This window comes from Dinoroseobacter sp. S76, from assembly GCF_049801095.1.
Lineage (GTDB): Bacteria > Pseudomonadota > Alphaproteobacteria > Rhodobacterales > Rhodobacteraceae > Dinoroseobacter.
The window spans coordinates 330,871-350,206 of sequence record NZ_JBNAGH010000004.1; the positions used below are offsets into that span (position 1 = coordinate 330,871).

The following is a 19,336-nucleotide window of genomic DNA, read 5'->3' on the forward strand; positions in this document are numbered from 1 at the left end:
CTGGATGAACGCAATTTCCCAAGGCATCTTCCTTGGCGGGCTTTACGGGCTTTTCGCGGTGGGGCTGTCTCTCGTGTTCGGGGTGATGCGGATCGTGAACATTGCCCATGGCGATTTCATCGTGCTTGCGGCCTTCATGGCCTTTGCCATTGCCGAGCTTCTGGGGCTTGGTCCCGCCATGGGGCTGGCCGTGGCGCTGCCGGTGATGATGATCCTCGGTTACGCCCTGCAACGGGGCCTTCTGAACCGCACGCTCGGGGACGACCCGTTGCCACCGCTTCTGGTGACCTTCGGGCTCTCCATCGTGTTGCAGAACCTGCTTTTGGAAGTCTTCTCCGCCGATAGCCGCAAGATCGATGCGGGTTGGTTCGGAGATGCATCGGTCACCGTCGCACCAGGTCTGTCCTGGGGCTATCTGCCGATTGTCACACTGGTGACGGCGGTGGCCGGTGTCTGGGCGCTCCATACCCTGTTCTGGCACACAAGGTTGGGGCGGGTGTTCCGCGCGACCTCGGATGATCTGCAGATCGCCCGCTATATGGGGGTGAAGACCTCTCATGTGTTCGCGCTGGCGACGGCGATTGCCTTTTTCTTCATGGCGGTGGCGGGGGTCCTGTTGGCCTTGCGGACGAATTTCGACCCCTCCACGGGGCCGCTGCGGCTGATCTTTGCCTTTGAGGCGGTGATCATCGGGGGGCTCGGCAATATCTGGGGCACTTTGATCGGCGGTCTGCTTCTGGGCGTGGCCCAGGCGGTGGGTGCGCAGATCGATGCCTCTTTCCAGATCCTCGCAGGCCATGTCGTGTTCCTGCTTGTCCTTGTTTTCCGGCCTCAGGGCCTTGTCCCGAAGGTGGCTTGAGATGACCATGGCATTGAACACAACTGCGCCTTGCAGCGAAACGGGCAGGGGCCTTGGCGATCTGATGCGGATCGGGCTGGTGTTGGGCATCCTCGGATTTCTGGTCGCGGCCCCCTGGCTGCTGGGGCGGTCGGACCTGCGGCTCGCGACGGAGATCCTGCTCTATCTCTCGCTGGCCACCTTGTGGAACCTCTTGGCGGGCTATGTCGGTCTCGTCTCCATCGGGCAGCAGGCTTTTGTCGGGATCGGAGGCTATGCGCTCTTTGGTCTGGTCATTCTGGCCGGGGTGCCGCCGCTCTGGGCGATCCCCTTTGTCGTGGCCCTGTCGGCCTGCGCAGCGGCGGGGATGGCACCGCTCCTCTTCCGGCTGAAGGGACATTATTTCACCATCGGCACCTGGGTGATGGCCGAGATCCTGCGGGTGGCTTTCGCGCAGGTGAGCGCGCTCGGCGGCGGGTCGGGCACTTCCCTGCCCATCGCGTCGGTGCGCTCCATCGCGGCGAGCCGTCCGCAGATCGAGATGGTCATCTATTTCCTGGCCGCCGCCACGGCGCTGGCCTGTGTCGCGGGGAGCTTCCTGCTCCTGCGGTCGCGGGTCGGGCTGGCCCTGCGCGCGATCCGGGACAATGCGGAGGCCGCGGGGGGCATCGGGATCGGTATCAAACGGATCAAGTGGGCCACCTATGTGGGCGTCGCTGCGATGACCGCCCTCGTTGGGGCGCTGATCTTCCTGCAGAAGATCCGGATCTCGCCCGATGCGGCCTTTGCCATCAATGACTGGACAGCCCTTGTCATCTTCATGGTGGTGATGGGCGGGATTGGCCGGATCGAAGGCCCGATCCTGGGCACGCTGGTCTTCTTCCTCTTGCGCGAAAACCTGGCCGATCTCGGCAGCTGGTACCTGATCCTGCTGGGGCTCGTGTCCATTGCCACGATGCTCGTTGCGCCCAAGGGGCTCTACGGGCTGCTGGAGGCGAAAACCGGCCTCCACCTCTTTCAGGTCCGGCGGGATATGCCGGGCGCTCCGACTTCCAAAGATCTCAATGAAAGGACAGAGAGATGAACATTCAAACGGATTTGAGCCTCGACCTCGTGGTGGATGCCCCGCAGCTTGTCACCTTGCCGGTTGCAGAGAGCGATGCGCGCTTCCCGGTGCACCGTATATATTGTGTCGGGCGGAATTACGCGGCCCATGCGGTCGAGATGGGTCATGACCCGGAGAAAGAGCCGCCCTTCTTCTTTCAGAAAGCGCCGGACACGATCCTGCAACCGGGCGAGAATTTCCCCTATCCGGCGCAATCGGAGAATGTGCATTACGAGATGGAACATGTGATCGCGATCGGGAAGGGCGGCTCCGACATCGCCGTCGCGGATGCGCTGGACCATGTCTATGGCTACGGGGTCGGGCTCGATATGACCCGGCGCGACCTGCAGGGTGTGGCCAAGAAGATGGGGCGGCCCTGGGAGGTGGGGAAGTCGTTTGAGCATTCCGCGCCCATGTCGGCAATCCATCCGGTGGCAAAGATCGGGCATCCGGCGGAGGGGGCGGTGACCCTGAAGGTCAATGGCGCGCTGAAGCAGGATGGCGATCTGAACCAGCTGATCTGGAAGAGCGAAGAGGTGATCTCCTATCTCTCCGGGCTTTTCACCCTGCAGCCGGGGGATCTGATCATGACCGGCACGCCCGCGGGCGTCGGTGCGGTGGTCCGCGGAGATGTCATGGAAGGCGCGGTGGCCGGGATCGACGCGATTGCCGTGACGGTCGTCTGACCGTCACCCCAGAAGTTTCTGAGACACGGAGTCGAGGTGCTGACGCATCTCGGCTCGCGCCATTTCAGCGTCCCGGTTGTTGATCGCGTCGAGGATGCGGTCATGCTGGTCAAAGCTGTGATGATCGGCGGGCGGCGGGCCGTCATTGCCGCGATCCCGACCCCAGACCACCGTGCGGCGGATCGAGTTCAGCGTATCAAAGACGGCCGTCAGCACCGTGTTGTTCGAGGCTTCGGCAATCGCCCGGTGGAGCGCATTGTCCTGCGCCTCGTATTCCCGCCAGTTGCGCGCGTTGCGGCAGCGATCGGCGATGGTGCGGAGCTCTTTAAGGTCGGCGGAGGAGGCATGCACGGCAGCAAACCCGGCCAGCGCGGGCTCGATCAGGATCCGCGCATTCATCACTTCGACCGGGCTGGCGCGTTCCGCGGTGGAGGGCAGGGAGCTGGCCTCCGCATCCGGACGGGCGCCCACGAAAGTGCCCCGGCCCACATGGCGCCAGATCGAGCCCTCGGCCTCGAGCAAGGCCAGCGCCTTGCGCAGATCATTCCGTGTCACGCCCAATAGATCGACCAATTCCCGCTCAGGAGGCAGGCGTTGACCCGTGGCGATTTTCTGATTTGCGATGAAGGCGCGCAACTGAACGAGCGCGCTGTGGCCGTCATCCGTGATCAATGTCAGTAGCCCATTTTCTTGCAACGTCTTCATGTCCTTTGCGTCATTTTCCCTCAGGCTGCAAGCCAACGGCCCTGCCACCCCTCATCAATACCATGCGACACGATATCAATTTACTATTGATACTATCATTAATACGATTGATCGCAAATCAATAGTGAGGAGGAGGACAGGGAAGGAGATGACGGATCCGGATTTGGGGCTCACGGTCCTGCGGCTGACCTTTGGCGCGCTGACCTTCGCCCATGGCTATCAGAAATGGGGGAATATGGATAAGTTCTGCGCCTCCTGGGGGCTGTCCCGTCCCACTGCTGTGGCGGTGGCAGTGGTGCAGACGGTCGGCGGAGCTCTGATTTTACTGGGGTTTCTGACGCAACTATCGGCCTTGGCCAATTGCGCGGTGAATGCAGCGATTCTCCATGCGCTGATCACCAAGAGCGATGAGCCCTTTCTCGCCCCCGCCCGGCATTCCTGGTCCATCGGGGTCGCCTATCTGGGCATGGCCCTGGCCTTGGCGCTCGGAGGCGGTGGGGCTCTGGCCGTGGATCGACTCTTTTAGCGCTATCAATGCGTGATCAATATTTACATTGATTCATTTTGGTTCTATGGATTGGTCAACAGAGAGAAGGACGAGTCTATGTTGACGGTGGGTGTTGGTGGAATTGGCCTGATGGCCCTGGGGATGGCGCTTGCCGGCTCCGTGGCGGGTGTGCTGGCCGGGCTGTTCGGCATTGGGGGGGGAGCGGTCCTCGTCCCTATCCTCGTGGAGTTTCTGGGTTTTCTCGGTGTGCCGGAGAGCGTGCGCACCCATATGGCGGTGGGCACCTCGCTGGCGATCATCGTCCCGACCTCGATCCGGTCCTACCGGGCCCATGCGGCGCGGGGCGCGCCGGACCGGGACCTGCTGCGCGCCTGGGCCCTCTGGGTGCCGGTGGGGGTGCTGGTCGCCGGGCTCTTCGTGGCGGGGGTGTCCGGTGCGGCGCTGCGCATGATCTTTGCCGGGGTCGCGATCCTCATCGCCCTCAAGATGCTGCTCAACCGCGAGAGCTGGACCATTGCCGCGGATCTGCCACCGCAACCCTGGCGCAGCGGGGCCGGGTTCGGGATCGGCTTTGTCTCGACCTTCATGGGGATCGGCGGGGGCAACCTCAACAATGTCTTCATGACGAGCTTTGGCCGCACGATCCATCAGGCGGTGGCGACCTCGGCGGGCCTCGGCGTTCTGATCGCGATCCCGGGGGTGCTGACCTATGTGCTGATCGGGCTCGGGCATCCGGATCTGCCGCCGCTCTCGCTGGGTTATGTGAACCTGATTGCGCTCCTCGCGATCATGCCCGTGACCATGCTCTGCGCACCGCTGGGCGTCCGGCTGGCCCATGGGCTGAGCAAGCGGCAGATGGAGATCCTCTTCGGGGTTTTCCTTCTGGCGGTTGCCGCCCGCTTCATCTCTTCCGCATTTTGAGAAAGGATCAAAATCGTGAATTCGCATACAGACAGCAAAACCATGACTGGAACCGAAGTGCAGAGCCGCGCGACCTTGCTGGCCACCGTGAAGGGCAACCAGACGATTGCCTTTGTGGATGAGGCGACGGGGGATGTCCTGGCCGCGCCCGTGGTGGGCACGCCGACGGCGAAGCCCCATGAGATCATCCTGTCCGATGACGGGCGGCGGGCCTTTGTCTCGCTTTACGGCGATGCGGGCTATCCGGAGAACCGGCCGAACAACCAGATCGCCGTGCTGGACGTGGCGAAGATGGAGCTGGAGACGGTGATCGGCACGGATCTCTATGAAGGGGTGCATGGGCTGGCCAAGGATCATCTCGGTCGGATCTGGGTCACGGCGGAGTGCAACCAGTGCATTCTGGTGATCGACCCCGACACGCTGGAGATCGTCCAGTCGGTGCATACCGAGACCCGCTGCCATTTCATCTTCCCGTCCCGGAACGGCAAGCTGATCTACTCGGCCCATAAGGAGATCCCCTATATCGGGGTCCATGACGCCGAGACCTGCGAGATGGTCGACAAGATCCCGCTGGAGATCGGCAGTCAGGCGATCTGGCACGCGCCGGACAAGGAAGTGCTCTATGTGGGGGATTTCTTCCGCCCGCTCTTCCATGTGGTCGATACGGTCTCGCGCAAGGTGGTGGCCTCGGTGCCGCTGAAGGGCGTGCCCGGCTGGCCCTATGCCACGCCGAACGGCAAGCACATCGTGGTGTCGACCTATATCGAGGCGGAGGATCGCGGGTTTGCCGAGATCTTTGACGCGGACACGCTGGAGCCGGTTTCGATCGTGGAGCTGCCGGCGGAGCCCTTCCATGTGCTGGATGGCGATGACGGCAAGAGCGTGCTGATTGTCGTCGGCGATGGGCGGCTGGTGCGGATGGAGATCGCGACCGGTGCGCTCGATGCGCTGGAATACCCGCTGGGGGCGGGCATGCCCGAGCAGGTCGTGCGCAGCTTCCGTCGGGCGTGATCATGACCCGGCCCGTCCTGAGCTCGCGCGCGACCCTTGCGGATCCGTCGGCGCAGATTGCGGCCTGACGGGCCATGGCGCAGATGTCCGATATGGCAGGGGCGGCCCCGGTCGGGGCCTGGGCGCCCCTGCGCCACCGGGCCTTTCTGTGGATCTGGACGGCGACGGTGCTGTCCAATACCGGCACCTGGATGAATGATGTGGGGGCGGCCTGGTTGATGACCGAGCTCGCCCCCACACCGATCATGGTCGCCCTGATCCAGAGCGCGACGACCCTGCCGGTGCTGTGCTTTGCGCTTCTGGCCGGGGTTCTGACGGATCGGTTGGATCACAAGCGGATGATGCTGGTGATCAATGGCGCCATGGCGGCGGTTGCGGGGCTGATGGCGGTGGTGGTCTGGCAGGGGGCGATGTCGGCAGGGCTGCTCTTGCTGCTGACCTTTCTGCTGAATACGGGGGCGGCCTTTCTCGCGCCGCTCTGGCTGGCGACGGTGCCGTCCTTGGTGGACCGTCCGGCCTTGCCCGCAGCGCTGGCGCTCAACTCCATGGGGATCAATATCAGTCGCGCGATCGGGCCGAGCCTTGCGGGGCTGGTGATCGTGGCGGCGGGGCTCTGGGCGCCCTTTGCCCTCAATGCGCTGAGCTTCGTGGCGATCCTCGCGGCGGTGGCGCTCTGGCGTCCGGAGGCGCGGGGGGGCAAGCGCCGGACGCGCATTCGTGCGGATCTGCGCGAGATCTGGGACTTCCTGCGCGCGACCCCGGCCTTTCGCCGTGTCCTGCTGCGGGCCTTCGGGTTCTTTCTGTCGGCATCGGCGGGCTGGGCCCTGCTGCCGGTCATTGCGCGGGAGAATGTGGGCGCAGGCTCCGGCGGGTTCGGCGTGATGATGGGCGCGATCGGGCTGGGCGCGGTTCTGGCCGCGCTGGTCCTGCCGCGCTTGCGCCGGGCCCTGAGCGCCGGGGCGCTGGTTTCGCTGGGAACCGGCGTGGTCGCGCTTTGCCTGAGTGGTTTGGCAATGGTTGGCGGATTGATCCCGTCCTTGGGCCTCTGCCTGCTCTTTGGGATGGCCTGGATCGCGGTTCTGTCGAGTTTTCACATCGCCACGCAGATCGTTTTGCCCGGCGATTTGCGCGGGCGCGGCGTGGCGGTGTTTCTCATGGTCTTCTTCGGAACCATGGCGCTTTTTGCCTTTTTCTGGGGGGCTCTGGCCACCTGGACGACGCCCTCTCTGGCCCTTGGGGCTGCCGCGGCGAGCGCGGCTCTGGCGCTTGTGAGCCTGCGGCGAGTGCCCCTGCCGGGCTGACCGCGACTCTCTCAACTTGATCCAAGATTGATCAGATTGCCTGCTCCGGTGGACATCTGCGCTGTCCATCTGCCGCACCGATCGATAATCCCATGAAAACAGGGTAAAAATGCCGATCACGGAAAGAAAAATGATTCATTGACACAGATCAATTCACATGTTTGGCTGTAATCAATCAAACCAATATTAGGATTGATCGGGCGTGGAGGACGCCCTTAGTCGCAACCGGGAGGAGACCCCATGTTCAAGACATTTCTGACAGCCACCACCGCCCTTGCCCTGTGCGGTGCCGCGAGCATCGCGGGGGCCGAGCCCCTGAAGATCGGTGCCTCGCTGCCGATCACGGGCAATTTCTCGATCAACGGGCTGAAGCACAAACAGGGCTACGAGCTGTGCGTGGATCTGATCAATGCGCGGGGCGGGATGCTGGGCCGCGAGGTGGAACTGATCGTGTCGGACAACCGCTCGGACGCGGCCACGGCTCTGGCGCAGTATGAGCGTTTCATCAATGTGGACGGGGTGGAGGCAGTGTTCGGCACCTTCTCGTCCAAGCTGAGCTTTCCGCTCTCCAATGTGCTGGCGAAATACGGGATGGTGCATCCCCTGCCGGCGGGCGGGGCCCTGCGGATCTATCGCCAGGGCCATGACAACCTGTTCTACTTCCAGCCCAACGCGGCGGAATATGTGGGGGCGAGCCTGAACGGCATCATCGCCGATCTGGTCCCTGAGGGTGAGGCGCCCAAGACCGCCGCGGTGGTCCATGCGGATGACTTCTTTGCCAATGCGGTGGCCGCGGGGCTTCTGGGCAAGGTGGTGACCAATCCGTCCGATGGGTCCATCGTGGAGGACATGTCGCCGGGCTATATCACCACCGCGGGCATGGATCTGGTCTATGACGAGATCTGGCCCGAGGAGGGGTTCAACGACTGGCTGCGTCTGGCCAATTCCATCAAGAAATCCGGCGCGGAGATGATCATTGCCCTGACCGCCTCCGCCGAGGAGGCGACCCAGCTGACCCGCGCCCTGAAGACCGTGCGCGCCACGCCCAAGCTCGTCTATCTCAGCCAGGGCACCCAGGCGGAGTATCACGAGGGGGTGGGCGATGCCTCGGACGGGGTGGTGATCCACACGAGCTGGCATCCGGCTGCGCCTTACGATTCGGTTCTGGGCGGGCAGCCTTTCTCGAACGCGGATTTCGTCACGGCCTTTTCGGCGGCCTTCGGGACCGATCCCGATGAGGACAGCGCGATCCCCTTTGCCGTCTGTCAGGGGATCGAGCAATCGATCCTCGCCACGGGCGGCACGGATAACGCGGCCATGGGCCAATGGCTGTCGGATCGCAACAGCGCGGCACCGGTGCAGACCGTGCTCGGCAACTTTCACTGGGACGAGACGGGCCTCGCGATCGACAAGCCCTTCCTGATGACCCAGTGGCAGAATGATGGCGAGCTGTCCTTCATCTATCCCACCGGGGATTTCGATGGGATCGCGCCGTTCAGCTACCCCAAGGGCGGCTTCTGAGTTTCTCCCTGAGACTGACTCGCGCCCTGCGGGGTGCGGGCATTTTTTCTTCACACCAGCGGAGGGCGACATGCTCGAAGTCAAAAATCTCTGCAAGCATTTCGGGGGGATCAAGGCCGTGGATGGCTGTACCTTCTCCGCCGAAGCGGGGGCGATCACCGCCCTGATCGGCCCGAATGGGGCCGGCAAGACCACGGCCTTCAACTGCATCAGCCGGACCATGCAGCCCACCAGTGGCGAGGTCTGGCTCGATGGCGGGCGGATCGACGGGCTGCGGCCCAGCCAGGTCACGGGCGCGGGCCTCTCGCGGACCTTTCAGATCAGCCGCAACCTCGCGGATATGACCGTGGTCGAAAACATGGTCGTGCAATCCAAGCTCAATGGCTGGCGCGACTGGTTCAAGCCGGCGATCAGCCCGGAAGAGCGCGACAAGGCCATGGATATCCTTGATTTTCTCGGCATCACACGGATCGCCCATGAGGACGGGTCGAACCTGTCCTATGGCCAGAAGAAGCTGATGGATTTCGGCGCGCTGCTGATGAGCGACCCGAAGATCATCCTGCTCGACGAACCGGCGGGGGGCGTGAACCCCTCCCTGCTCGAAGAGATCATCGGCCATATCCGCAAGCTCAACGAGCGCGGGCTCACGGTGCTGATCGTGGAGCACAACATGGATCTGATCATGCGGCTTTCCCACAAGGTCGTGGTCATGGCTCAGGGCCGGGTGATCTGCGACGGCCCGCCAGAGATCGTGCGCAAGGATCCTGCGGTGCTCGATGCCTATCTCGGCGGCGTTCTGGAAGAGGAGGCGGCGTGATGGAAAACCTGCTGCATGTGGAAGGCATTGTCGCCGGATACGGGGATGGCCCCGCGATCCTCGACGGCGCCGGCATCGATATCCAGCCCGGCAAGGTGCATTGCATCATCGGGCCCAACGGGGCGGGGAAATCGACCCTGCTCAAAGCGATCTGCGGGATGCTCGACATCCGTCAGGGGGATGTGGTCTTCAAGGGCGAGAGCCTGAAGGGGCTGCGCCCGGACCAGATCCTGCGCAAGGGCATCTGCTTTGTCCCGCAGGAGCGGGCGCTCTTTCCCAAGATGAGCGTGCGCGAGAACCTGCGGATGGGCGGGTTCATCCTCGAGGATCCCAAGCTGCTGGAAAGCCGGATCGACGGCATTCTCGACCGCTTCCCGATCCTGCGCGAGCGCGCGGATCAGATGGCAGGGACCATGTCCGGTGGCCAGCAACAGACCCTGGCCATGGCGCGGACCCTGATCATCAAGCCCGACATCGTCATGCTCGACGAGCCGTCCCTGGGTCTCGCGCCCAAGATCGTGCTCGAGATGTTCGAGATCATGCGGATGATGTCCGACGAGGGCGTTACGGTTCTGCTGGTCGAGCAGAACGCGCAGATCGGGCTGAAGCAATCCCATTGGGGCGTCGTGCTCGATCTGGGTCGGACCCTGATCGAGGGCCCGGCCGAGGAGGTGCTCGCCGATCCCCGCATTCAGGAACTGTATCTCGGCGGCAAGCGCGCCGCGTGATTGGGGGACATTATGGCTGATATTCTACAACTTCTGATCCTGGGCCTGGCGCTTGGTGGCGTCTTCGGGCTGATGGGATCCGGGCTCTCGCTGGTGTTCGGGGTCATGCGGGTGGTCAATCTGGCCCATCCCGTTCTGATCATCGGCGGGGCCTATGTCACGTATTTTGGCTGGAAGCTGCTGGGCGTGGATCCGTTGATCATGGTCCCGGTTGCGGGGGTGATCCTCGCGGCCACGGGCGTGCTGATCTACAAGGTCTTTTTCGAGAAAGACGCCCAGAGCGCGAAATACTCGGACCTCACGGTGCTCATGGCCTTTGCGGTGGCGATGATCGTCGAGGGGCTGCTTGGGGGCATGTTCACCAATACCCAGCGTGTGACCTCGCCCGACTATGCCACCGATGCGATCTTTTTCGGGGATGTCTTCATCCCCACCGGGCAGCTCTATGCCGGGATCGTGTCCCTGGCGATCATCGGGGGGCTGTCGCTCTTCCTGAAATATAGCCACACGGGCTACGCCATCCGCGCCACCACCCAGAACCGCGAGGCGGCCCAGCTTCTGGGCGTGAATGTCCAGTTCATCGGCGTGCTCTCCTTTGCCATCGGCATCGGGCTTGCGGGCTGCGCGGGCGCTCTGGTCAGCTTCGTCTTTTCCTTCTTCCCGGCCAAGCACTGGGAGTGGATCGCGATCCTGATGAGCCTCGTGGTGCTCGGTGGCATGGGCTCGATCCTCGGCACGGTCGTGGGCGCGCTCGTGCTCTCGGTTCTGGCCGCGTTCACCGGTGCCTATTTCGGCGCGACCTGGTCCACGATGGTCTTCTTCGTTGCGCTTTTCCTTGTCCTGCTGCTGCGTCCCCAGGGGCTCTTCGGCGAAAAATCGGAGATCTCCTGATGAGTATGATGATGGATGATGCCAGCGCGGTGCTCGAGGCCCGCGCGGCCCATAACGCCAAGCTGGCCCGCATGGCCGACAAGACCCGCGCCACCTGGTTCCCCATTGCGATCCTGATCGCGCTGGCGGTGCTGCCGCTGCTGCAATTCGCGGGGAATTACAACTATGTGCTGCATATGGTGATCTTCATCGCCTCCTATGTGGCCATGGCTTCGGGCTGGAACATTCTGGGCGGGTTCACCGGCTATATCTCCCTGGGTCATAACGTGTTCTTCGCCATTGGCGGCTACATGGCCGGGATCCTGCTGGCCCGGTTCGGGATCTCCTCGATCCTCTCGGCGCCTTTCGTGGCACTGATCGCAGCCGGGATCGGGTTTGGCGTGGGGATGATCACGCTCAAGGTCCGCGGACCGAGCTTCATCATCTCGTCGATCGCGCTTCTGATGATCGTGCGGATCCTCTTTGACAACTGGCATTTCGTGGGCGGCGCCAATGGCATGTCCCTGCCGGTGACCGAGCTCGATGTCCGCTGGGCCAAGATTCCCTATTACTATGCCATGGTGGCGATTGCGGCCTTCGCGGTCTGGGCTTCTTACCGGATCAAGCATTCGAAATTCGGGCTGGGCCTGCGGGCCATCTCGAAGGATGAGATCAAGGCCGAGAGTGCCGGGATCGACACGCGGCTTTACAAGGTCACGGCCTTTGCCCTCTCGGCCTTCTTCGTGGCTTTGGCGGGGGCGGTCTGGGGCGAGTACCTGACCTATCTGCGGCCGAATATCTTTCTGATCATCCTCGTGGCGGCCAACATGATGCTGATGTGCATTCTCGGCGGCAAGGGCACCATTGCGGGCCCGGTGGTGGGCGCGCTGCTGATCGTGCTCTTCAACGAAGGGTTCGTGGCGGTGATGGGGGCCTCGGAGCTCAACATCCTCGGCACGGGCGCGATCATGGCCGCGGTGCTGCTCTTCTTCCCGCTGGGGATCGTGGGCACCCTGGCCAAGGCCGGCAAACTGCCCCGCGTCCTGAACTGGGACTGACCTTTTCGCCCGGCGCCCCAGCGGTGCCGGGCTCTACCATTTTCTGACAGGAAAGCTGCGCCATGCCCCGCGACGACATGCAAACCCTTCGCTCGACCATCATCTACACCAAGACCGATGAGGCCCCACAGCTCGCGGCGGCCTCGCTTCTGCCGATCCTGCGCCGTTTTGCAGGCGTGGCGGGAATCGAGATCGTCGAGAAGGACATCTCGCTCGCCGGTCGGATCCTTGCGGCCTTTCCCGAGGCGCTGAGCGCGGAGCAGCGGCAGAGCGATGATCTGGCCGAATTGGCCGATCTGGTGACTGCGCCCGAGGCCAATGTGATCAAGCTGCCGAACATCTCGGCCTCGCTGGCACAGTTGCTGGATGCGATCGCCGAGTTGCAGGGCAAGGGCTACGCCATTCCCGACTATCCGGACGCGCCAGCCACCGGGGCAGAGCATATCTCCCGGGCGCGCTATGATGCCGTCAAGGGGTCGGCGGTGAACCCGGTGCTGCGCGAGGGCAATTCCGACCGTCGCGCCCCGGCGGCCGTCAAGGCCCATGCCCGCGCCCATCCCCATGCCATGGGCGCCTGGTCCGCTACCAGCGACACCAATGTCATGACCATGATGGGCGGCGATTTCCGTGCCAACGAAGTGTCTTTGACCCTGACGGAGGCCGAGGCCCAGGGCCCCTTGCAGATCGTCCATATGGCCGGAGATGGCACGCGCACGGTTCTGGCCGATGGGCTGAGCTATCCGCCGGGCACGATCATCGATGGCAGCTACATGTCCAAGGCCGCGCTTTGTGCCTTTCTCGACGAGACCATCGATCAGACGGCGGCGCTTGGCACGCTCTATTCCCTGCATATCAAGGCGACGATGATGAAGGTCGCCGACCCGATCATCTTTGGCCACGCCCTGCGGCGCTATCTGGCCCCGGTCTTCACGGCCTATGGCGCGGTTCTGGATCAGGCGGGGGCGGATCCCAATGCGGGGCTCGGCGTCATGCTGGAGGCGTTGGCGGGGGATCCCAACGGGGCGCCTGTTCTGGCCCGGATCGCCGAGGTTCTGGCCGCGCGCCCGCCGCTCTATATGGTCGATTCCGACAAGGGGATCAGCAATTTCCACGTGCCGTCGGATGTGATCATCGACGCCTCTCTGCCGGCGATCCTGAAGGCGGGCGGCAAGGCCTGGGGGCCCGATGGGCAGGCGCGGGATGTGACCTGCGTGATCCCCGACAGCTCCTATGCCGGGGTCTATGCCGCGGCCATGGCCCATTTCAAGGATCACGGCGCGCTGGATCCCACCACCGCCGGGACCGTGCAGAATGTGGGGCTGATGGCGAAAAAGGCCGAGGAATACGGCTCCCACCCCACGACCTTCGAGATCACGCGCGATGGCACAGTCTGCGTGCTGACGGCGCAGGGCAGCGAGCTTCTGTCCCATGGGGTGCAGGCGGGGGATATCTGGCGGATGGCCTCCACCCGTCCCGAAGCGATCGGAAACTGGGTGGAACTGGCGTTGGCACGGCGCGCGGCCACCGGGTTCGAGACGGTGTTCTGGCTCGATGCGACGCGGCCCCATGACGCCGAGATCCTCGCGGCCATCGCCCCGATCCTCGCCGCGCAGGAGGCGAAGGGCGGGGTGCGCGTGCTGGCGCCGACCCAGGCCGCGACCCATGCCTTCGAGACGATCCGCGCCGGGCGCGATTGCATCGCGGTGACGGGCAATGTGCTGCGGGACTACCTCACGGATCTCTTCCCGATCCTCGAGGTGGGGACCTCGGCCAAGATGCTCTCGGTTGTGGGTCTGATGCAGGGCGGCGGTCTCTTCGAGACCGGGGCAGGGGGCTCTGCCCCGAAACATGTGCAGCAATTCATGTCCGAAAATCACCTGCGCTGGGACAGTCTCGGGGAGTTCTGCGCCATTGCCGAGGCTTTGCGTTTCGAAGGCGCGCAGCGGGACAATGCGGCGGCGCGCCTGTTGGGCGAGACGGCGGATCAGGCGATCTCGCGCCTGCTGGAAGAGGATCGCTCGCCCGGGCGCAGGCTGGGGGAGGCGGATCTGCGCGACAGCCATTTCCATTTCGCCCGGTTCTGGGCCGAGGCCCTCGCCACCCAGGAGGATCAGCCCCATCTGGCCCGCGCCTTTGCCCCGCTGGCCCGGGCGTTGAGCGGGCAGGAGGAGACCATCACCGCCGAGCTGCGCGCCCATCGGGGGCAGGCCACGGATCTCGGGGGGTATTACCTGACCGTGCCGGAGAAGGTGGCGGCGGCCATGCGTCCGTCGCCCACGCTCAACCGGTTGCTCGATCCGTTGCAGGCGGTGGGCTGACCGCCACGGCTCAGGCCGGGACCGGGGTCGTCGTCAGGCGGATATGGCACTGGGTTTCGGCCACATCGGGGATGGCGCGGATCTGGTCGAGGATCCGGTCCATCTCGGCCAGCGACAGGGCGCGCAGCTCGACCACCAGATCGAAGGTGCCGTTGAGGGTCGAGACCTCGATCACGCCGGGCACCTTGCGCAAGGCGGCCGAGACCGCGCGGCCGTCATCCACCCGGACCCGGAGGAGGGTGAAGGCGCTGACCTGCTGATCGGCCATGCCCGGGCCAAGCGCCAGGGTGAAGCGCTGGATCACCTGCGTGTCCACCAGCCGGTCGATGCGGTTTTGCACGGTCCCCCGGGACACGCCGAGCCGTTGGGCCAGCAGCGTCGCGCTGGCGCGGCCATCCCGTTGCAGGAGGGCGAGCAGTTCCCGATCCAGATCATCCATGCAAGACAGGCTAGCAAAACATCAGAGACTTGACAAATTGCGAGCAGTTCCCGGCTTTTTCCTAGCGCGCCCGCCGCTCAGGCTAAGCTGAACACAAGGAGGTCGCCATGAAACACATCGCCGTTCTGGGTCTGGGCAAGGTGGGGCTTTTGGCTTGCGAGCTGCTCCATGAAGCGGGGTTTGCGGTGACGGGCTATGATCTGCGGCCCGCCGCTGCCGACCTGCCCTTCGCCACGCGGGCGCTGGATGTCCGCGACCCGGCGGCGGTGGCATCAGCGTTCGGCGCGGTGGAGGCGGTGCTGTCTTGCCTGCCCTATCACCTCAACCTGGCCCTGGCCGAGGCGGCGCGCGATGCGCGGATCCACTATTTCGACCTGACCGAGGATGTGCCCACGACCCAGGGCATTCTCGCCCTGGCCGAAGGGGCGGAGCGCGTGATGGCGCCGCAATGTGGGCTCGCCCCGGGCTTTATCGGCATTGTCGGTGCCAGCCTGATCGCCGGGCTGGAGAGCTGCCGCGCCTGCCGGATGCGGGTCGGGGCCCTGCCGCAGAACCCCAGCGGGCTGATGGGTTATTCCTTCAACTGGTCCCCGGAAGGGGTGGTCAACGAGTACCTCAATGACTGCGAAGTGCTGGAGGGTGGCGAGATCAAGCAGGTCTCGCCCATGGAGTGGATCGAGAAGCTCTATATCGATGGGGTCGAGCTGGAAGCATTCACCACCTCCGGCGGGCTCGGGACCATGTGCGAGACCTATCGCGGGCAGGTGCCGGACATGGATTACAAGACCATGCGCTATCCCGGACATGCCAAGCTGATGAACTTCTTCTTCCATGAGCTCCTGATGCGGGAGCGGCGGGCCGAGGCGGGCGAGATCCTTGTGACGGCCAAGCCGCCGGTTTCGGAGGATGTGGTCTATGTCCATGCGGCCGCCGAGGGGATGCGCGATGGCGCGCTGGTGCGGGACGAGTTCGTGCGGGCCTACAAGCCCCGGGTCCTGGCGGGGAAACGGCGCACGGCGATCTCCTGGACGACGGCGTCCTCGGTGGTGGCGATCATCGAGATGGTGCGCGACGGGGAGCTGCCCCAGCGCGGGTTCCTGAAACAGGAGGCAGTGCCGCTGGAGGCGTTCCTTGCCACGGGCACCGGCGGGCATTACGCGCGGATGTGACGGGACCGGGCGGAGCTCCGTGCCTCCTGGGCGATCCAGTCGCAAAAGCTCTGGGCCAGCGGGTTGGTGACCGTGTTCGGCGTGACGGCGTAATACATGCCGCCGCCGGGATCGGGCTGGCCGAACGGGACGAGCGTGCCCTGGGCGAGCTCCGCCTCGATCAGGTAGCTGGGCACGATGGCCGCGCCGAGCCCGGCCATGGTCGCGCCAATCATGGCCGAGAACTGGTCGAAGACATCCCCGCGATAGGCCGGGCCGGGGTCGAGACCCAGATGCTCGAAATAGGCGGGCCAGGCGGTGCGCCGGGTCATGAGATGCAAAAGCGGCAGGCGCGTGGCGTCCCGGGCCTCGGTCAGGCCAGCCTCCTCGATCATCGCCGGAGCGGCCACCGCCACCAGCGCTTCGGGGCAAAGCGTGGCATGGCGCCCGCCGATCCATTCGGGCGCGCCGAAATGGATGGCCACATCGATGCCTGCGCGCACCAGATCGAAGGGTTTGCTGCGGCTTTTGAGGATGAGTTGCACATCCGGATGCAAGGCGCGGAACCGGGGCAGGCGGCGCGCCAGCCAGCGCGAGGAGAAGGTCGGCAGCACGGCAATGGTCAGGCTCTGCCCGGCCTCCCCCGCGCCGCGGGCCCGGTCGACGATGCCGCGCAGCCGGTCGAGCCCCGCATGGAGATCCCGGGCGAGGGCCGCCCCGGCGGGGGTCAGCACGACGCCGCGCCCCTCCTTGCGGAAAAGCTGGGCGCCGATGATCCCTTCGAGCTCGCGGACCTGGCGGCTGATCGCGGCCTGGGAAATCCGGAGCTCCTCGGCGGCGGCGGTGAAGCTCTGATGCTTGGCGGCAGCCTCGAAACTGCGCAGGACGGCAAAGCTAGGCAGCATATTCATGCCCTCAGATCATGGAACCATGATGTATTGATGCATTTTTATGCCACTCTCAAGCCTTTAAACCCAAGGCGACTGGAGGGTTCATGAAAGATCTGTTGCCAAACCCCATTCCCCGGGCGGACCGGCTGGCCGGGCTGGAGCTGTCGGAGATCGTGCAGATCTCGGAGCGCGCGGCACGGCTGCGCCAGCAAGGCCGGGACATCGTGGCGCTTTCGACCGGGGAGCCGGATTTTCCGACCCCCGATTGGGTGATCGACGCAGCCATGGCGGCGGCCCGGGCGGGCGAGACCCGCTATACGCCCACCGCCGGGACCCCGGCGCTGCGGGCGGCGGTGGCCGAGGCCCATGGGCGCGAGGCGAGCGAGGTCGTGATCTCGACCGGGGCGAAACAGGTGCTGGCCAATGCCCTGATGGCAACGGTCAATCCGGGCGATGAGGTGATCATCCCCGCGCCGTTCTGGACGAGCTACGCGGATATGGTGCGGCTTGCCGGGGGCGTGCCGGTGATCCTGCCTTGCGGCGCGGATCAGGGCTTCAAGTTGCGTCCCGAACAGCTGGCCGCCGCGATCACTCCGCGCAGCGCGTGGCTGATGCTGAACAGCCCCTCGAACCCCTCCGGCGCGATCTACAGCGCCACGGAGATCGCCGCGCTTGCCGAGGTCCTGCGCCCCCATCGGCAGGTCAAGATCCTGTCGGACGAGATCTACGCGCATCTCAGCTTCGCGCGGTTCACGAGCTTTGTCGCGGCGGCCCCGGATCTTGCGGACCGGACGCTGATCGTCTCAGGGGTCTCCAAGGCCTGGGCCATGACCGGCTGGCGGATCGGCTGGGGCGTGGGGCCCACGGGGCTGATCAAGGCGATGACGGCGCTGCAGGGGCAGGTGACCTCTGGCGCCTGCTCGGTCTCTCAGGCGGCGGCGTTTGCGGCCCTGACCGGGGACCCGGCCCTGCTGGCCGCGCGGCGGGACACCTACCTTGCGCGACGGGACCGGGTGGTGGCGGCGCTGGACGCGATGCCGGGGATCACCTGCGCGGCCCCGGCGGGCGCCTTCTACGCCTTTCCGCGCTATGCGGGCGATGACGGCGCGCTCTGCACGGCCCTGCTGGAGGAGGCGGGGGTCGCCGTCGTGCCCGGGCGGGCCTTTGGCATGCCGGGGCATTTCCGCCTGTCATTCGCCTATTCCGACACCGATCTCGGTGCGGGGCTCGCACGCATCGCAGACTATCTCGAAGGACATGCAGCATGAACGATATGAGCAACACAGGGTTCGGCCCCGATCTCGCGCAGTTTGCCTGGGCGGATCCTTTGCGGCTTGAGGATCAGCTGAGCGAGGAGGAGCGGATGTTGCGCGACGGGGCGGCGGCCTTTGCGGCCGACAAGCTCGCGCCGCGGATCATCGAGGCCTATCGCGAAGCCACAGTGGCGCCCGAGATCTTCGCCGAGATGGGCGAAGCGGGCCTGCTCGGGGTGACCGTGCCCGAGGCCTATGGCGGGCTCGGCGGGTCCTATGTGGCCTACGGGCTCGTGGCGCGCGAGATTGAGCGGATCGACAGCGGGTATCGCTCGATGATGTCGGTGCAGAGCTCGCTCGTGATGTATCCGATCTATGCCTATGGCTCCGAGGAGCAGCGCCAGAAATACCTGCCCGGGCTGGCCGCGGGCAAGCTGATCGGCTGTTTCGGTCTGACGGAGCCCGATGCGGGCTCGGACCCGGCGGGGATGAAGACCCGCGCCGAGAAGACCGCCACCGGCTATCGCCTCACGGGCTCGAAGATGTGGATCTCGAACGCGCCGATCGCGGATGTTTTCGTGGTCTGGGCCAAATCCGAGGCCCATGGCGGCAAGATCCGGGGCTTTGTGCTCGAAAAGGGGATGGCCGGGCTGAGCGCCCCCAAGCTGGGCGGCAAGCTGAGCTTGCGGGCCTCGGTGACCGGCGAGATCGTCATGGATGGTGTGGAGCTGGGCGAGGACGCGCTCCTGCCCGGGGTCGAGGGGCTCAAAGGGCCGTTCGGCTGTCTGAACCGCGCGCGCTATGGCATCGGCTGGGGCGTGATGGGCGCGTCGGAATTCTGCTGGCACGCGGCCCGGCAATACGGGCTCGACCGGCACCAGTTCAAACGTCCCCTCGCCCAGACCCAGCTCTTCCAGAAGAAGCTCGCCGATATGCAGACCGAGATCGCGCTCGGCCTGCAGACCGCCCTGCGCGTGGGGCGGCTGATGGATGAGGGCCGGGCGGCGCCCGAGATGATCAGCCTGCTGAAGCGGAACAATTGCGGCAAGGCGCTGGAGATGGCGCGGATGGCCCGGGACATGCATGGGGGCAACGGGATCTCCGAGGAGTTCCAGGTCATGCGCCACATGGTGAACCTGGAGACGGTGAACACCTATGAGGGCACCCATGACGTGCACGCCCTGATCCTCGGCCGAGCCCAGACCGGCCTGCAGGCGTT

Annotated in this window: 19 protein-coding genes; 16 read left to right on the plus strand and 3 right to left on the minus strand. The window is 64.9% G+C overall.

Translation table 11 applies throughout. The features are described 5' to 3' along the window. Positions 1–4: 4 nt before the first annotated feature. From ACP153_RS14780 to ACP153_RS14790, 3 genes are read left to right on the plus strand one after another with little or no spacing between them, the layout of a single operon-like run. The gene (locus ACP153_RS14780) at positions 5–859 is read left to right on the plus strand and encodes a branched-chain amino acid ABC transporter permease (RefSeq protein WP_424971777.1); all 855 of its coding nucleotides are present in this window, start codon (positions 5–7) and stop codon (positions 857–859) included. 7 nt (positions 860–866) lie between these two features. Next, on the plus strand, positions 867–1,922 hold the full coding sequence (locus ACP153_RS14785) for a branched-chain amino acid ABC transporter permease (protein WP_424971778.1): 1,056 nt from the start codon (positions 867–869) through the stop codon (positions 1,920–1,922). Next, a complete protein-coding gene (locus ACP153_RS14790) occupies positions 1,919–2,629 on the plus strand; it encodes a fumarylacetoacetate hydrolase family protein (protein ID WP_424971779.1) in 711 nt (236 codons plus the stop codon). The genes ACP153_RS14785 and ACP153_RS14790 overlap by 4 nt, the downstream gene beginning before the upstream one ends. Before the next feature lie 3 nt (positions 2,630–2,632). Here ACP153_RS14790 and ACP153_RS14795 read toward each other — a convergent pair whose 3' ends face one another. Beyond that, complete coding sequence (locus tag ACP153_RS14795) at positions 2,633–3,334, minus strand: FadR/GntR family transcriptional regulator (RefSeq protein ID WP_424971780.1); 702 nt, start codon at positions 3,332–3,334, stop codon at positions 2,633–2,635. 148 nt (positions 3,335–3,482) lie between these two features. Between ACP153_RS14795 and ACP153_RS14800 the strand changes: the two genes are divergently transcribed. The 10 genes from ACP153_RS14800 (at position 3,483) to ACP153_RS14845 (ending at position 14,387) form a co-directional block, all read left to right on the plus strand. Then, a complete protein-coding gene (locus ACP153_RS14800) occupies positions 3,483–3,860 on the plus strand; it encodes a DoxX family protein (RefSeq protein ID WP_424971781.1) in 378 nt (125 codons plus the stop codon). 78 nt (positions 3,861–3,938) lie between these two features. Further along, on the plus strand, positions 3,939–4,763 hold the full coding sequence (locus tag ACP153_RS14805; RefSeq protein WP_424971782.1) for a sulfite exporter TauE/SafE family protein: 825 nt from the start codon (positions 3,939–3,941) through the stop codon (positions 4,761–4,763). Between the two features lie 15 nt (positions 4,764–4,778). Beyond that, positions 4,779–5,774 carry a hypothetical protein gene (locus ACP153_RS14810; RefSeq protein WP_424971783.1) on the plus strand — a complete coding sequence of 332 codons (996 nt, stop codon included), beginning with the start codon at positions 4,779–4,781 and terminating at the stop codon, positions 5,772–5,774. 74 nt (positions 5,775–5,848) lie between these two features. Beyond that, entirely contained in the window at positions 5,849–7,075 is a 1,227-nt protein-coding gene (locus ACP153_RS14815; RefSeq protein ID WP_424971784.1) for an MFS transporter, read from the plus strand. A 240-nt stretch (positions 7,076–7,315) separates the two neighbouring features. Further along, positions 7,316–8,596 (plus strand): amino acid ABC transporter substrate-binding protein, encoded by a 1,281-nt coding sequence (locus ACP153_RS14820; protein ID WP_424971785.1) that lies wholly within the window; start codon positions 7,316–7,318, stop codon positions 8,594–8,596. A gap of 70 nt (positions 8,597–8,666) precedes the next feature. After that, the gene (locus ACP153_RS14825) at positions 8,667–9,413 is read left to right on the plus strand and encodes an ABC transporter ATP-binding protein (RefSeq protein ID WP_424971786.1); all 747 of its coding nucleotides are present in this window, start codon (positions 8,667–8,669) and stop codon (positions 9,411–9,413) included. Continuing rightward, positions 9,413–10,141, plus strand: a complete 729-nt coding sequence (locus tag ACP153_RS14830; RefSeq protein WP_424971787.1) for an ABC transporter ATP-binding protein — start codon at positions 9,413–9,415, stop codon at positions 10,139–10,141. Before ACP153_RS14825 ends, ACP153_RS14830 begins: the two co-directional genes overlap by 1 nt. Positions 10,142–10,153: 12 nt before the next feature. After that, positions 10,154–11,032, plus strand: coding sequence for a branched-chain amino acid ABC transporter permease (locus tag ACP153_RS14835; RefSeq protein WP_424971788.1), 879 nt, complete (start codon positions 10,154–10,156; stop codon positions 11,030–11,032). Then, positions 11,032–12,069, plus strand: a complete 1,038-nt coding sequence (locus ACP153_RS14840) for a branched-chain amino acid ABC transporter permease (RefSeq protein ID WP_424971789.1) — start codon at positions 11,032–11,034, stop codon at positions 12,067–12,069. The genes ACP153_RS14835 and ACP153_RS14840 overlap by 1 nt, the downstream gene beginning before the upstream one ends. Before the next feature lie 62 nt (positions 12,070–12,131). Then, positions 12,132–14,387: an NADP-dependent isocitrate dehydrogenase gene (locus ACP153_RS14845; RefSeq protein WP_424971790.1), complete on the plus strand. Its 2,256-nt coding sequence runs from the start codon at positions 12,132–12,134 to the stop codon at positions 14,385–14,387. Between the two features lie 10 nt (positions 14,388–14,397). Here the strand turns inward: ACP153_RS14845 and ACP153_RS14850 are convergent, their stop codons facing one another. Continuing rightward, a complete protein-coding gene (locus ACP153_RS14850; RefSeq protein ID WP_424971791.1) occupies positions 14,398–14,826 on the minus strand; it encodes an Lrp/AsnC family transcriptional regulator in 429 nt (142 codons plus the stop codon). A gap of 107 nt (positions 14,827–14,933) precedes the next feature. Between ACP153_RS14850 and ACP153_RS14855 the strand changes: the two genes are divergently transcribed. Next, complete coding sequence (locus ACP153_RS14855) at positions 14,934–15,995, plus strand: saccharopine dehydrogenase C-terminal domain-containing protein (protein WP_424971792.1); 1,062 nt, start codon at positions 14,934–14,936, stop codon at positions 15,993–15,995. Here the strand turns inward: ACP153_RS14855 and ACP153_RS14860 are convergent. Further along, on the minus strand, positions 15,980–16,885 hold the full coding sequence (locus ACP153_RS14860; RefSeq protein WP_424971794.1) for a LysR substrate-binding domain-containing protein: 906 nt from the start codon (positions 16,883–16,885) through the stop codon (positions 15,980–15,982). The genes ACP153_RS14855 and ACP153_RS14860 overlap by 16 nt on opposite strands. 83 nt (positions 16,886–16,968) lie before the next feature. On the opposite strand from ACP153_RS14860, the gene ACP153_RS14865 reads away from it, so the two are divergent. Together ACP153_RS14865 and ACP153_RS14870 are read left to right on the plus strand one after the other, a co-directional pair. After that, a complete protein-coding gene (locus tag ACP153_RS14865) occupies positions 16,969–18,132 on the plus strand; it encodes a pyridoxal phosphate-dependent aminotransferase (RefSeq protein WP_424971795.1) in 1,164 nt (387 codons plus the stop codon). Continuing rightward, positions 18,129–19,336 (plus strand): acyl-CoA dehydrogenase (locus ACP153_RS14870; RefSeq protein WP_424971796.1); only part of this gene is annotated, 1,208 nt, incomplete at its 3' end. The genes ACP153_RS14865 and ACP153_RS14870, both read left to right, overlap by 4 nt.